We start from the raw sequence: 12,406 nt of genomic DNA, 5'->3' as shown, positions 1-12,406 counted from the left end.
CCTTTCGTTTAGCCCACAGACTCTTACATGTCCCAACCATTTTCCCTAAAAATCTTCGTGGCCACAGGCGACCCCGACGGCCTACGCGTCGTCGAACGCAGCAATTGGATAGGCAAAGCCATTGTCTTTCCTCGCCCTTTACTACCAACGATAAAACAACGCGAAGAGTTTGCGCAGACGGGCGTCTATCTTTTGCTTGGTCCGCGTCCTGATGGCGATGGCGAGATGATTTATATCGGTGAAGGCGATCCAGTCAGACCAAGACTGGAGAATCATTTCAGCAAAAAAGATTTTTGGACGCGCGCTGTATTTTTTGTCGCTGGCTCTGGGCAACTAAATAAGGCGCATGTGCAGTTTCTGGAGTCGCAATTAATCCAACGCGCCAAAGAAGCCAAGCGCATGCCTTTGGAAAACATCAAATCAGAAAACGAGCCCACACTATCCGAAGCCGACCGTGCCGACATGTTGGTGTTTCTCGATCACATGCTCAGCATGTTGCCAGTCTTGGGCGTATCGGCATTTGAATTAACACGCGCAAACGATACCAACCAAGTGAACGCCACTCTTTTACACTGCAGCGGCAAAGGCTTAAAAGCCCAAGGCTATGAATCGAATCAAGGCTTTGTGGTGAAGGCTAATTCTCAGGCGAGTGCAGACTTAACACAATCGATGCGAGAACAAATGCATGGCATCGTCGATTTGCGACAAGATTTGATAAGCAATGAAGTATTGCAGCGCGTGGGTGAGAGCTATGTGTTTCAGCAGGACTACAGCTTTTCTAGCCCATCTACCGCTGCAGCGATTGTCTTGGGGCGTAGCGCGAATGGTCGGACTGAGTGGAAAGATGAAACTGGTCGTTCGCTCAAAGAAATCCAGACCCGACAAGCGGGACTTTAAAGAAGAACAAAGCTATCCGTCATCACATGGGGCAAACACAGGACTAAAAAAATGAACTTTGAAGATTTTATGACACGGGTGATAAATGCATTTCCCGTTGGTACGCTTGTGAAAAATCCCGGTGGCGGTACTTCGCTTATCGTAGCAAATAAGGATTTCAAGATTACATATCAACGTGGAAAATCTACAATGTCAGTCAAGTTGATTGACTTATTTGCTGCCTATGAACAGTTTCGGGGAATGCAGCTAACTTCAAGCGATTTGAAAATATTCAGACCTGCGATCTTTGATTCCTCAGCAAGGCCTGCGGGACATTCGTGCAACTGCACCATTCTATTTCGTATTTTTGAAAAGTTGCAGCTATGTGAACCGATCGAGGGTGCTGGTGTCAGAGGTAACCCCTTCTCAATAAAAATACATCCTTAGTTAAACGAGCGCTCCGAGAATTCTTCTGCCCCCCCCCGGTCGTACCAAGCAGCCAAAAACACACTCATTCGCACCCATTTTTCGATGGCCAACATTTAAGCGGCACTGCTGCCCGTTGTATTGATAACGGCTACACAGGCGACTATGATTCGTGTATCTGTTGTGTATGCAACCAAAGGAAAAAACCATGCGCGATGTCGCCATCAATCTACGGGTTTTACACGAGCAGCGGGACTTAATTGATCACGCTGCAACGCTGCTGGGCAAGAATCGCTCAGACTTCATGCTCGAAACCGCCTGCGACAGAGCACAGGCAGTGGTGCTTGATCAGGTTTTTTTCAGCCCGAATACCGACAAGCTCCAACAGTTCAATGCAATGCTCAACGCCCCGCCCAGCAACAATCCCGGGCTTGAACGCCTCATGGCCGTGACGGCTCCTTGGAGCAAAGTCAAGGCATGAGTTTGCAAGCGACGCACCTCAGCCAGTAGCGACCACCTACCTTTTGGATGGATTTGCGTACGGCGAAGCCATTTTCTAAAGATGGTAATCAACTCGGTGCACAAGGCATTAGGTTTGGTGCATCGGTACTCCAAAGCAGGATTACCACCAGCGTCAAGCTTCAACATTACCCAGCAATAAATGATTCTGTCTATAAAGACCTTGTGGCAAACATTTTCAATTGGAGATAGCCTGAGGAAGGGAGGACTGAATCATTGCAAATTTTAAATCAGGAAAGACAAAATATAGCAAAGTGTTCAGTCCTCGATTGTAGATGCATTGAATTCGTTATTGAAAATAGTAACTAGTTTCGCACCTAATTCAGCCCAAGCACTCTTCTTCTCATTTTTAAATGCGTGAAGCAGGTAATGTCGATCAACTTTACTCATTCCAGCAAAAACATGGTTTTGGCATTTATTAATTACATCATTTGGGATACCTAAGGCCTGCATCATTGAGGAGCCGGTTCGTCTGAGGTCGTGCGGGGTCCATGCGCCGTCCTTGCCGCCTCCCAGTACAAACGAGTTATCATGGCGTCGATTCTTCATCGGCTTTCTTGGCTCACCATCATTGCCCTTTTTGAACATTGATTGCCTGTCCCCTACTTGTTTCGCCATAGACTTAATACACACGTGCTCGTTATGCTTATGCCTTGCTGGGAAACACCATTCCGTATCACCTGTCTCCTCAAATAGCAATCTGAACTGATTCAAGGCAAATGGGGAGAGATAAACCATCATCTCATTAACATTGTCTTTGACGTTTTCTCGGGGGATGTACCACTCTCCCTTTTCGAAATCGACGTGCTCCCATCGCGCCATCAACATCTCTCCACTACGACAAATAGTCGAAAGTTGTATCCAAATAGCACATTGCAAAGCGATACTAATTGGACGTTCGCAGCTACGTCTGTTTGGGGCGTTATCAAATGCCGACTGCTTCTCCTTGAAGATATTGCTTAGCTCAAAGATCTCGCTTTCTGATAAGCGCCTGTTCCGCAGGTTGTCCATATCATAATCTGGACTAACAATATATTTAATTTCGATCAAGTCCATAGGATTTCCCTCTGCGAGCAGTTTACGCCACGGCTGGCGCTTTTCTGCCCAGGAAAACATCTGCGCCAGCGAGTTGCGCATGAGCACGGCTGTTCTATTCACTCCTCGTGCAACCATTTGGCGCAAAACAGACCGCAACTCATGCTCAGTGATGTCTTTGATAGGAATATGACCGATTAGGGGGAAAATATCTTTATTGAAGGTCCTATGAAGAACTTCGTTTCCATCCTTGCGCCTGACACCATCAACTATCCATGCATCAAACATATCTTTGACCGTCAAATTTTGACGCAAAAGCTCCTTAGCCTTCTGTTCTGCTTCCTTTTGCTGAGCCAGTTCTTCATCGATTAATCGTTGTCGCTCGATTGGAAGTCTATCTTTTTCAGTTTGGATGTATTCTTTGGGATCTAAACCCCTATCCCGCAAAGACTTAAAAAACAATGCTATTAAACGCGCATTTGCCAGGGATAATTTTGTGGCAGGCGGCATCTCAAAGATCTTTGCGTCAACGTCACTCAGGAATTCATTGTATTCGCCGATCGTAATGTAATTTGACTGTGTGCCAACACGGTAGGTGTACAACCAGTTCATGGAAACGACTCCTGACTGACTTTTCCTAAAGCGAACGGAAAGCCCATTGCCATCACTAAGCACCTCGGTGTTTTTGGTAGGTTTATATTTCTCGATTTTTGTTGTTGTTAATGCTGGCATATCAACCCTAGAAAATTCTTACCATTTGCTGCCCAGCGATGAGGCATTTATTTGGTAAGAACTTGGTAAGAACTTGGTAAGAAAAAATCCGTGGATTGCAGTTTACAGCATTGGACGTCACTGGACAATAAATTCACATAACTCTTTGAATTAAAACAGTAATTTTAATAACGTTGAATTTTATTGGATCTTATTGGACACTGAATTAAGTGCATGGGGTGCACGGGGTAGTGTGTTCGAATCACACCGTCCCGACCAATAAAATCAAGGACTTAGGCCAATCATGCGATTGGCCTTTTTTCTTTCTGAGGAATGTACACAAACAGATTTTTCTTCTTTTTCCGACGAAATGAAGTTAGCCAAGGCTTCCGTTAGTTCAATAACCTCATAAGGAAGACGCTGGCACATCAATCAATAACGGCCAGCGATTCTTTGCATCATGGGAATGTCATGTCCAAGCCGATCAGGCGGCTAAGGACGAAGGTAATCAGCCCCAAGCCCAGCAGCAACAGCATGAAAACTACGACCACCTTGCCGCCCGTGCGCAGCACTGCGCGCATCTCCGCTGCACTGTCTTTCTGCTTCTGCCCTTGATCGTAATGCCATTTGATGGCGAAAAACATGCCTGTGCCAAGCACGAGAAGTTTAAATATCACTAAGACTATTGGGGTCCAATCCATCATTTTGCGTATTTCCAGGCTATTACTTAACAGTATTTATCGTAAAAGGCGCGACCTTAAAACGCTGCGTTAGCCGTTACACTTTTTGCTTGCCCATTTCATCAGGCATTCAGTTTGAATTGTCATTCGATTTATCGATAACACGGGGCGTCTAAAGCGCAGTGATAGGCCGAATAGTGCCGAATAGAAACGAATGCAGATGAAAGATGAAAAAGAGAAAACCTTAACGACTGCCATGCAAGCGCAGCATTACTGCACGCACGCAGGCATACTACTTCAAAACAATTTTCATACCTTGAGACAAAATGTCTCAGTTAAAAAACGTACAACAAGAAAAGCACCTATCTGTTTACCAGGATTCGCAGTACACAGTGCGCCACGCCTGATGCAGATGGCGCATTCGTCGCAGATCAACCGATCTGGAGCTCGTCACAGCTGGTATGTACAGCACACAGCGTGAGCATCATTCGAGAGTTCAATGAATGTAGTCGCACATTACTTCACTGCTTGAGTGTTTATTTATCATGACCTCATGCGGGAAGATGAGCCGACCGCAAACACCTCTATCCTTCTTCATGCGAAATTCGTTCGGAAATCCGAATATCAACACCAATCATTTTCCGGAAAACCGATCTTCACACGCACTCACATCTGAAAATCATCTATAACAATCAACAGCTTATAGATTATTTAGTAGTGGCATGATCTGTGCGATAGAAACACCAGCCTCGCACTCGCGCGGCCAACAAATAAATAACGGAGACAAACCCATGAGTGCAGTAAGAACTCACATGGAGCACGGCCAGTCCGGTAACAGCAAAACCCTTATCAACAGCGACAACATCGGCCACATACACTGGCAAAACGCGACATCACTGTCGTCGATGTCCGTCGTAATGGAGAAATCGTGCTCAAACGCAAAATAATCAGCCGTGGGCAACATGCTGAAATTCATCGCCCCGAAGTGCTGATCGCGCCACCAATGATCCCGAATATGACCGTCTGAAGTCCACTTCACGTCAAAACAATAGGAAGCCATTATGAAATTGAACAAATTAACGACGCTGATCATGGTTGCCATGGTATTCGGCATCATTGTCGGCTATGCATGCAACACTCTCGCTACAAGCCCGGCTCAAGCCAAGGAAATAGCCTCTTACTTCAGCATACTGACCGATATTTTTCTGCGCCTGATCAAGATGATCATTGCCCCGCTGATTTTCGCCACTCTGGTGTCAGGTCTGGCTGGCATGGGTGACTCGAATGCAGTTGGCCGCATCGGTGCCAAAGCGTTGGGCTGGTTCGTCGGCGCATCGCTGTGTTCGCTGGCGCTGGGTCTCGTCTTCGCAAATTTATTGCATCCCGGTCTGAATCTCGGCATTCCTTTACCGGAGGTCGGCAGTTCTGTTGGTTTAAAAACCAGTGCGCTGAATCTGAAGGATTTCATCACGCATGTTTTCCCGAAAAATATTTTCGAGGCAATGGCTGCGAACGAAATTCTGCAAATCCTCGTCTTTGCGGTTTTCTTCGGTGTGGCGCTCGGTCATATTCATAATCAATCCGCCCGCAGTCTGGTCAAAACACTGGAAGAAGTTGGCCATGTCATGCTCAAGGTCACCGATTACGTGATGCGCTTTGCGCCCGTCGGCGTCTTTGGTGCTGTTGCTGGCATTATCACAACGCAAGGTCTGGGCATGTTGATGGTTTTCGGAAAGCTGCTGATCAGTTTCTATGTCACGCTGGGTGCTCTTTGGCTGGTGCTGATTCTGGCTGGTTACTTTGTACTGGGTAAGGAAGTTTTCCGTTTGATCAAACTGATTCGCAGCCCGATGCTGTTGGGTTTTTCTACCGCCAGCAGCGAATCGGCTTATCCAAAACTGATGGAGCAACTTGAAAAATTCGGCATCCGCGACCGCATCACTGGTTTTGTACTGCCGCTCGGTTACTCGTTTAACCTTGACGGTTCAATGATTTATACCACCTTCGCAGCGCTGTTTGTCGCCCAGGCTTACGGTATCGAACTGAGTATCACCACGCAGATCGCCATGCTATTGGTACTGATGATCTCCAGCAAGGGCATCGCCGGTGTACCGCGTGCCTCGCTGGTTGTAGTCGCCGCAGTATTGCCGATGTTTAACCTGCCGGAGGCGGGTTTGCTGCTGGTTCTCGGCATTGATCACTTCCTTGATATGGGACGCACTGCCACCAATGTGCTTGGCAACGCAATTGCCACCGCCGTCGTCGCCAAGTGGGAAAATGCGATAGACAATGTCGATAATTCCCTGGCTGAAGCAGACGAAGCATTACCTATCGCAGATGATCTGGTGATGACTAAAGCATCCTGATTTTTACCTGCTCTCTGGTTCAGTACGGCCTTTGGACTGAACCAGAGAGCGACACCCTATCACTCCTGTAATACCTGATTTCAGGGAGTGAACGACGAAAAGTTACACCTCTTTCTTGCGTTCGTTTCGACTGCAATACCCTCATCAGGCTGGCCGGCATCAGGAAAAATGGCTCCGTTTTTTAGTTTCCGCCATAGAGCTAATCAAAGAACCAACAACGACCAGCGAGTGCCGCCTGTTTGTCAATCGTGGTCGCAAATTCCTCTATAATAGGCCGCCGAACCACCCCGCCACCATGTCCAGTCATCGTCCCCTACGCTACCTGTTGCTTCTGATATCGCTCGTCATCCTGATGGTAATGAGTGGATTTGGCGCATACCGCATTGCCCAGCAACTAGGTCTGGCCGACCTGCAAACCACGGGTTTGCATCGCCTTGATCTGTACAGTGCCAGCCTGGAACGTGAAATCGGTAAATACGCATTTCTTCCCGGCACGCTGGGTCTGGAACGTGACGTTCTGGCCTTGCTGGAAAAGAGTAACCATGACAAGTCGGGTAAGCTGGAGCCACAGGTCAACGCTTACCTTGAGCAACTCAACGAGCGTGCAGGCACGCTTTCTATCTATTTAATCGATACCAACGGGCATGTCGTTGCCTCCAGCAATTGGCGTCGTGCTGACAGTTTCGTCGGCGAAGAGCTTGCGTTTCGCCCGTATTTTCGTGAGGCGATGGAGAGCGGTCATGGGCGCTTCTTTGGTATCGGGACAACCCGCGGCGAGCCCGGCTATTACCTGGCCTCGAAGCTGACCGACGATAACGAGACGCTGGGCGTTGCCGTCATCAAAGTCAGCCTGGAACAACTTGAAAAATCATGGACTACCGTCGAAACCCCTGCCATGGTCAGTGATGAAAATGGCGTCGTCATCCTCGGTTCGGTCGCCAACTGGAAATTCACGACTCTGCGTCCATTGGAAGAAAAGACCCGCACAGCCTTCGATCAGACGCAGCAATACAACCGGCGCGCCCTGAAACCGTTGGGCTTGAAAGAGTTGCGCGAACTCGATCACGGCGCAAGACTGGTCAGCATTGCGAAGGATAGCCCTGAGATCGCCTCGGTCTATCCAGTAGCTGGTCGTTTTCTGGCGCAATCACGACCATTGCCTGGTACACCATGGACGCTGACCGTACTTTCGCACCTGAAACAGGTTGATGATATTGCACAGAGCCGTGCCGCCGTTGCGGTTGTCGTCACCGCACTGCTCTTTATGTTTGGTCTGATGGCCAATGAACGACGTCGTCATCTGAAGGATAGGCTGGCTGCCCGCGAAGCGCTGCAACAAGCGCATGACGAGCTGGAGCGCAAGGTAAATGAACGCACTGCTGACCTGTCCGCAACCAATCTCCAGTTACAGGACGAAATTACGGAACGCATACGCGCCGAACGCACATTGCGTGCCGCACAGGATGAACTGGTGCAGGCTGGCAAGCTGGCGGTAATCGGTCAGCTATCGACCGGCATCGCGCATGAACTCAATCAACCACTGGCTGCCCTGCGCACACTCTCAGGCAATGGCGTGCGCTTCCTGGATCGCGGCGATTTCAATACTGTTCGCACTAATCTCGAAAGAATTGCCCAACTGACGGATCGCATGGGGTTGATTACCGGCCAACTGCGTACCTTTGCCCGCAAGTCCAGCGGTCAGTTACAGGCGGTTCCACTATGTAACGCCCTGGACAATTCGTTGGCACTGCTAGAGCAGCGCTTGATTCATGCCAATGCCGAGGTTCGCCGTTACTGCCCACTGCCCGAACCAGTCGCGCTGTGCGATGTTAACCGACTGGAGCAAGTATTAATCAATCTGATCGGTAACGCACTTGATGCCATGGAAGGTCAACCCGCGCCCGTTATTGAGCTTGGCTGTGAATCAATCGGCCAACAAGCACGCCTGACGGTGCGCGACCACGGACCAGGGCTGGACGACACGGCTCTGAGCCATTTGTTCGAAGCGTTTTTCACCACGAAACAGGCCGGTGGCGGACTGGGGCTTGGTTTGACGATTTCTGCCGACATTATTCGCGATTTCGGTGGCACCCTGACTGGTACCAACCATCCCGAAGGCGGTGCTCTGTTCACATTAGAAATCCCTCTCATACACAAGGCTGGGCAACATGAGTGAAGTTCTGAAAGTACTGATCATCGAGGATGACCCTGACGTCGCACTTGGTTGCGAACAAGCGTTGCAACTCGAAGGAATTGCCGTCGAATGTGTCAGCAGCGCCGAGCAGGCACGCCGCCGGCTGGGTCGTGACTTTCGCGGTATCGTCGTCAGCGACATCCGGCTACCTAAAATGGATGGCATGAGCTTCCTGCGTGAGACGCTCAACATTGACCCGGAACTGCCAGTAGTTCTGATCACCGGACATGGTGACATCTTAATGGCCGTGCAAGCAATGAAAGATGGCGCACACGATTTCATCCAGAAACCTTTCGCTCCGGAATATCTGGTCGAGGTCGTGCGCCGGGCGCTGGAAAAACGTCGCCTTGTACTGGAAGTGCGCGATCTGCGTCGTCAACTCGACCAACGCGACCTGCTCGAAGGAAAAATGATAGGCCGCGCGCCATCAATGCAAAAAATCCGCGACATGGTCGCCCGCCTCGCCGACAGCGCAGCAGATGTGCTGATTCACGGTGAAACCGGGACTGGCAAAGAACTCGTCGCCCGTTGCCTGCATGAAGCCAGCTCGCGCCGACACGGTAACTTCGTCGCCATCAACTGTGGCGGGCTGCCGGAAACCTTATTTGACAGCGAAATTTTCGGCCACGAAGCTGGCGCTTATACCGGTGCTGCAAAAAAACGCATCGGTAAAATTGAACACGCCAGCGGCGGCACGCTGTTCCTTGATGAAATCGAGAGCATGCCGCTCGCCATGCAAATCAAATTGCTTCGCGTACTGCAGGAACGCACCCTGGAACGTCTGGGTTCGAACACACCGATTGCAATTGACTGCCGCGTCATTGCCGCGACCAAAACAGACTTAGTCGAACTGGCCGCCACTGGCGCTTTCCGTAACGATCTGTATTACCGACTTAGCGTCGCCACGCTGGATCTGCCACCACTACGCGAGCGACGTGAAGATATACCGCTACTTTTCGAACATTTCCTGCTGCTGGGTGCCGCACGCCATCAACGCGCGGTGCCGGAGACAACAGCCAACCGCATTCGCCAATTAGTCGGTTACGGCTGGCCGGGAAACATCCGCGAACTTCGGAACGTTGCTGACCGCTGCGTTCTCGGGATAGAGAGCGGCTCACCACCTTTTGGCCAGCCACAAACAGACGGCGCAATATCATTAGCCGAGACCGTCGATGCGTTCGAACGAGCGCTGATCGCCGATGCCCTGCACCGCCACCGCAGCCTAGCGCGCACGGCAGAAGCACTGGGCGTCGCAAAAACAACACTGCACGACAAGATAAAAAAATACGGACTGGATGGAAATTAAAGGCAGTGAATAAAGGCAGTTAAGCAAAGGCGACGCCTGCTGATCCGGCCACTCACATTTACTAAGGCCTTTCAAATTACGTCTTGACAGCCCCGTCTGACCGCCCCGCTAATTGTCAAACACCGTTAAGCATTAACAAAAAGTAACAGTGCAAGCGAAGGCCTTTTAATATCATGGAAGATTACCCGACCGTGTAATGGAAGACTATGTTGCAGCACAGGACTCAGATATGGCATGAAACTCTGCGTAATCACCCACGAGGTCTGGTTGTTAACACCGCGGCGATTCTCGGTGCCACTTTAATTGTCGGCCATACGCACTCGCACTGGTTCTGGCTCTGGGTTGTCATTTCTCTGGGTGTTTCCGCTGTGCGGTATGGTATTTATGTGTATTGCTGCCACTCCATCAAACAGCACTCAGCGCAAGCCATACCAAGGCATCAGATAGTCCTGCTTCACTTGTCAATTTTAAGTGCTGCTATCAACTGGATGATCGTTGCCTGGATAGGCATTCCTGAATTTCAGGCAAAAGATAAATTCGCCATACTGATTATTATTTCCGCCCTTGCAGGAGGCGCGACCGGCACGCTGGCATCGTTAAAAATCACAGGCAAAATTTATATCGCGCTGCTGATTATCCCGGCATCCTTGCGAATGTTGTTGATGGACGATCCGAGCTTGTCCGTTCTTGCAATACTGGGATTTATTTTTGCGTGGGTCATGATGAGCAGCCATCAGAATAATTTCAGGCTACTCGAGCGCTCCTTGCATCTGGCAAGAAGCAACGAAGATCTGATCTCTCAGCTATCCGTCAAAAATACAGAAATCAGCAACATTAATTCAGAACTGGAACAAACCGTTGAAGACAGAACCAAGGAATTGCAATACCTGGCAAATCACGATCTGTTGACATCCCTGTTGAACCGACGTGGATTAGCGGAGCAATCTTATCAGCCTAAGCCAGTAATACATCACCAGTTATTTCTGTTCATTGACCTTGACCGCTTTAAACATATTAACGACGGATTAGGCCATGACTGGGGTGATCTGTTGTTACAAGCCGTAGCACGTCGCCTGAAAGAATTGGTGGATGAGCTGGCAGCCGAATGTGGCGCCTGCCATCACTCAGTTTGTCGCTGGGGTGGAGACGAATTTGCAGTGCACTTTATATGCGAAACGTTCTCTGCAAAAGACGTACATCCTGCTTGCCACTATCTGCAGGTAATGTTGTCGCAACCTTACCAGATCAATGGTCGCCAATTACATATTGGAGCCAGTATCGGCATCTTTGAAAAACGCAGCGAAAAACTGACCGATATTGCTGATGCGGTGAGTTGCGCAGATATGGCTGCGTCAGAAGCCAAACGTTTAGGTCGTGGCAGGATTGTATTTTATTCTGAGGTACTGGCAGATATTCAGAGGCGCCGGCTGGCGCTATCGATTGCACTGGCAAATGCGCACAAAGACGGTTCTTTGAAACTGCTTTTTCAACCTATTGTCGCGGCAAAATCAACAGAAGTTGTTGCGTTGGAGGCTTTACTTCGCTGGACGTGTGCTGAAATCGGCCCCGTTTCTCCCGACGAGTTTATTCCTCTGGCCGAGGAGTCCGATCATATTATCAACATCGGTAAATGGGTACTCCAGCAAGCATGTTCTGCAGCCAAAGCCTGGCAAGACAAAAACGATGATCGCATTGCCCCAAAAGTCGCAGTGAACACGTCGATCCGGCAGTTAATACAAACATCGTTTGCCAATGAGGTACAAGCTATCCTGAAAAATACAGGGCTTGGTGCCGATCGTCTGGTGATTGAGGTTACCGAAAGTGTTTTCGATGAACAGAATATGCAGCAGGCCCTGATCAGCCTGCTTGCTTTGCATGAGATGGGAGTAGAAATACACCTCGATGATTTTGGCACTGGCTATTCGTCGCTGTCACGTTTGCACGAGTTCCCGATCGATGCCATCAAAATCGATAAGAGCTTCGTCATGTCGGCAGATGAAAAATCTCTGGCGGTTGTTGAAGGAGCGCTGCTGATTGCCAAAAAATTTGGATTGAAAGTGATAGCGGAAGGTGTAGAGTCCGCCCAGCAACGTGAAAAATTAATGCTACTTGGGGTTGACGAATTACAAGGCTATTTCTTCGGAAAACCGACAGAAATAGCAACACTGTCATTGACAGAGACTAGCGTGCCCAAGCTGACAAACAACGCATAGTGATCGAACCGCCACGGTTCCATTTCATGGACTACGTGAAGCCTCACTATCGCCTTAAGCTCTTCCTGCTTTTTAAATCT

General features: G+C 49.3%; 10 protein-coding genes. 8 read left to right on the top strand and 2 right to left on the bottom strand.

Translation table 11 applies throughout. The features are described 5' to 3' along the window. The first annotated feature begins 27 nt into the window (after positions 1-27). The 3 genes from H8K26_RS05560 to H8K26_RS05550 all read left to right on the top strand — a co-directional run bounded on the left by H8K26_RS05560 (position 28) and on the right by H8K26_RS05550 (position 1,783). Complete coding sequence (locus H8K26_RS05560; RefSeq protein WP_190477968.1) at positions 28-897, top strand: GIY-YIG nuclease family protein; 870 nt, start codon at positions 28-30, stop codon at positions 895-897. 51 nt (positions 898-948) lie between these two features. Continuing rightward, a complete protein-coding gene (locus H8K26_RS05555; protein ID WP_190477966.1) occupies positions 949-1,323 on the top strand; it encodes a hypothetical protein in 375 nt (124 codons plus the stop codon). 187 nt (positions 1,324-1,510) lie between these two features. After that, complete coding sequence (locus tag H8K26_RS05550; RefSeq protein ID WP_190477965.1) at positions 1,511-1,783, top strand: type II toxin-antitoxin system TacA family antitoxin; 273 nt, start codon at positions 1,511-1,513, stop codon at positions 1,781-1,783. A 296-nt stretch (positions 1,784-2,079) separates the two neighbouring features. Here the strand turns inward: H8K26_RS05550 and H8K26_RS05545 are convergent, their stop codons facing one another. Further along, positions 2,080-3,588 (bottom strand): tyrosine-type recombinase/integrase, encoded by a 1,509-nt coding sequence (locus H8K26_RS05545; RefSeq protein ID WP_190477963.1) that lies wholly within the window; start codon positions 3,586-3,588, stop codon positions 2,080-2,082. Positions 3,589-4,025: 437 nt separating this feature from the next. Next, the gene (locus tag H8K26_RS05540; RefSeq protein WP_317889251.1) at positions 4,026-4,211 is read right to left on the bottom strand and encodes a hypothetical protein; all 186 of its coding nucleotides are present in this window, start codon (positions 4,209-4,211) and stop codon (positions 4,026-4,028) included. 256 nt (positions 4,212-4,467) lie between these two features. Here H8K26_RS05540 and H8K26_RS05535 point away from each other — a divergent pair, with 256 nt between their 5' ends. The 5 genes from H8K26_RS05535 (at position 4,468) to H8K26_RS05515 (ending at position 12,326) form a co-directional block, all read left to right on the top strand. After that, positions 4,468-4,728 (top strand): hypothetical protein, encoded by a 261-nt coding sequence (locus tag H8K26_RS05535; protein WP_190477960.1) that lies wholly within the window; start codon positions 4,468-4,470, stop codon positions 4,726-4,728. A 580-nt stretch (positions 4,729-5,308) separates the two neighbouring features. Then, positions 5,309-6,613, top strand: a complete 1,305-nt coding sequence (locus H8K26_RS05530; protein WP_186885413.1) for a dicarboxylate/amino acid:cation symporter — start codon at positions 5,309-5,311, stop codon at positions 6,611-6,613. Positions 6,614-6,908: 295 nt separating this feature from the next. Then, positions 6,909-8,789, top strand: a complete 1,881-nt coding sequence (locus H8K26_RS05525) for a sensor histidine kinase (protein ID WP_190477958.1) — start codon at positions 6,909-6,911, stop codon at positions 8,787-8,789. After that, positions 8,782-10,113, top strand: coding sequence for a sigma-54-dependent transcriptional regulator (locus H8K26_RS05520; protein ID WP_190477956.1), 1,332 nt, complete (start codon positions 8,782-8,784; stop codon positions 10,111-10,113). The genes H8K26_RS05525 and H8K26_RS05520 overlap by 8 nt, the downstream gene beginning before the upstream one ends. A gap of 206 nt (positions 10,114-10,319) precedes the next feature. Next, on the top strand, positions 10,320-12,326 hold the full coding sequence (locus tag H8K26_RS05515) for a putative bifunctional diguanylate cyclase/phosphodiesterase (protein ID WP_190477955.1): 2,007 nt from the start codon (positions 10,320-10,322) through the stop codon (positions 12,324-12,326). Positions 12,327-12,406: the final 80 nt, after the last annotated feature.

Origin of the sequence: Cognatundibacterium aquatile, assembly GCF_014699135.1 — a bacterium.
In the GTDB taxonomy this organism is placed as follows: domain Bacteria; phylum Pseudomonadota; class Gammaproteobacteria; order Burkholderiales; family Burkholderiaceae_D; genus Undibacterium; species Undibacterium aquatile.
The sequence above is the reverse complement of the archived record's forward strand: the minus strand, read 5'-3'. Positions and strand labels throughout refer to the sequence as shown.

What these genes read in the sequence shown, in the direction of transcription:
- H8K26_RS05560 (WP_190477968.1), top strand. Translation starts at nt 28, where the DNA reads ATGTCCCAACCATTTTCCCTAAAAATCTTCGTGGCCACAGGCGACCCC.
- H8K26_RS05555 (WP_190477966.1), top strand. Translation starts at nt 949, where the DNA reads ATGAACTTTGAAGATTTTATGACACGGGTGATAAATGCATTTCCCGTT.
- H8K26_RS05550 (WP_190477965.1), top strand. Translation starts at nt 1,511, where the DNA reads ATGCGCGATGTCGCCATCAATCTACGGGTTTTACACGAGCAGCGGGAC.
- H8K26_RS05545 (WP_190477963.1), bottom strand. Translation starts at nt 3,588, where the DNA reads ATGCCAGCATTAACAACAACAAAAATCGAGAAATATAAACCTACCAAA.
- H8K26_RS05540 (WP_317889251.1), bottom strand. Translation starts at nt 4,211, where the DNA reads ATGTTTTTCGCCATCAAATGGCATTACGATCAAGGGCAGAAGCAGAAA.
- H8K26_RS05535 (WP_190477960.1), top strand. Translation starts at nt 4,468, where the DNA reads ATGAAAGATGAAAAAGAGAAAACCTTAACGACTGCCATGCAAGCGCAG.
- H8K26_RS05530 (WP_186885413.1), top strand. Translation starts at nt 5,309, where the DNA reads ATGAAATTGAACAAATTAACGACGCTGATCATGGTTGCCATGGTATTC.
- H8K26_RS05525 (WP_190477958.1), top strand. Translation starts at nt 6,909, where the DNA reads ATGTCCAGTCATCGTCCCCTACGCTACCTGTTGCTTCTGATATCGCTC.
- H8K26_RS05520 (WP_190477956.1), top strand. Translation starts at nt 8,782, where the DNA reads ATGAGTGAAGTTCTGAAAGTACTGATCATCGAGGATGACCCTGACGTC.
- H8K26_RS05515 (WP_190477955.1), top strand. Translation starts at nt 10,320, where the DNA reads ATGTTGCAGCACAGGACTCAGATATGGCATGAAACTCTGCGTAATCAC.